The 633-nt window shown below is 65.6% G+C and carries 1 protein-coding gene; it reads right to left on the bottom strand.

Going from position 1 to position 633, the window contains the following annotated elements; translation table 11 throughout:
- On the bottom strand, positions 1-633 hold a 633-nt coding region (locus tag ACP4IX_RS36425), incomplete at both ends, for an MFS transporter (RefSeq protein WP_426558960.1).

Here is a 633-nt window from a genome sequence, read left to right as displayed (position 1 = left end):
GGTGAGAAACACGATCACGGTCACGCGCAGGATGAGCGCCTTCATGTCGGCGGTCTGCGGAGCCGCGACGGCAACAGGCGCCGGCGTCTTCTGGTGCGCGGTCGAAACCTCGCTCCATTGATGGACGGTGTAAAGCACGCCGACGACGATGGAGAAGATGCCGGGCACCACGAAGGCCACGCGCCAGCCGCCGTGGTCGATGAAATAGCCGGTGATGAGCGCCGCGCTGGCCACGCCGAGATTGCCCCAGATGCCGTTCATCGCGAGCCGCATGCCGGTGTTCTTCCAGCGCTGCGTGACAATGGCGAGGCCGACGGGGTGATAGATCGCGGCGAAGATGCCGACGACGAACAGGCCGATGCCGACCTGCAGCGGCGTCTGCGCGAAGGCGGTGGCGATCGATGACGCGCCGATGCCGGCGAAGAACACCGCGATCATGCCCTCGCGGCTCCACTTGTCCGCGAGCCAGCCGGCGGGCAGCGAGAACAGCCCGAACGCGAAGAAGCCCGGCGTCGCATATTTCAGGAGTTCGCTGTAGCTGAGGCCCCATTCGCGCGAGAGCGCCAGCGCCGCCACCGTCGCGAAGATCAGCGTGAACAGATGATCCAGATAGTGGCCGATGTTCAGGAACAG

Source organism: Streptomyces sp. WG5 (genome assembly GCF_049974565.1).
Classification (GTDB): domain Bacteria; phylum Actinomycetota; class Actinomycetes; order Streptomycetales; family Streptomycetaceae; genus Streptomyces.
This window is presented reverse-complemented; position numbering and strand designations above follow the sequence as displayed.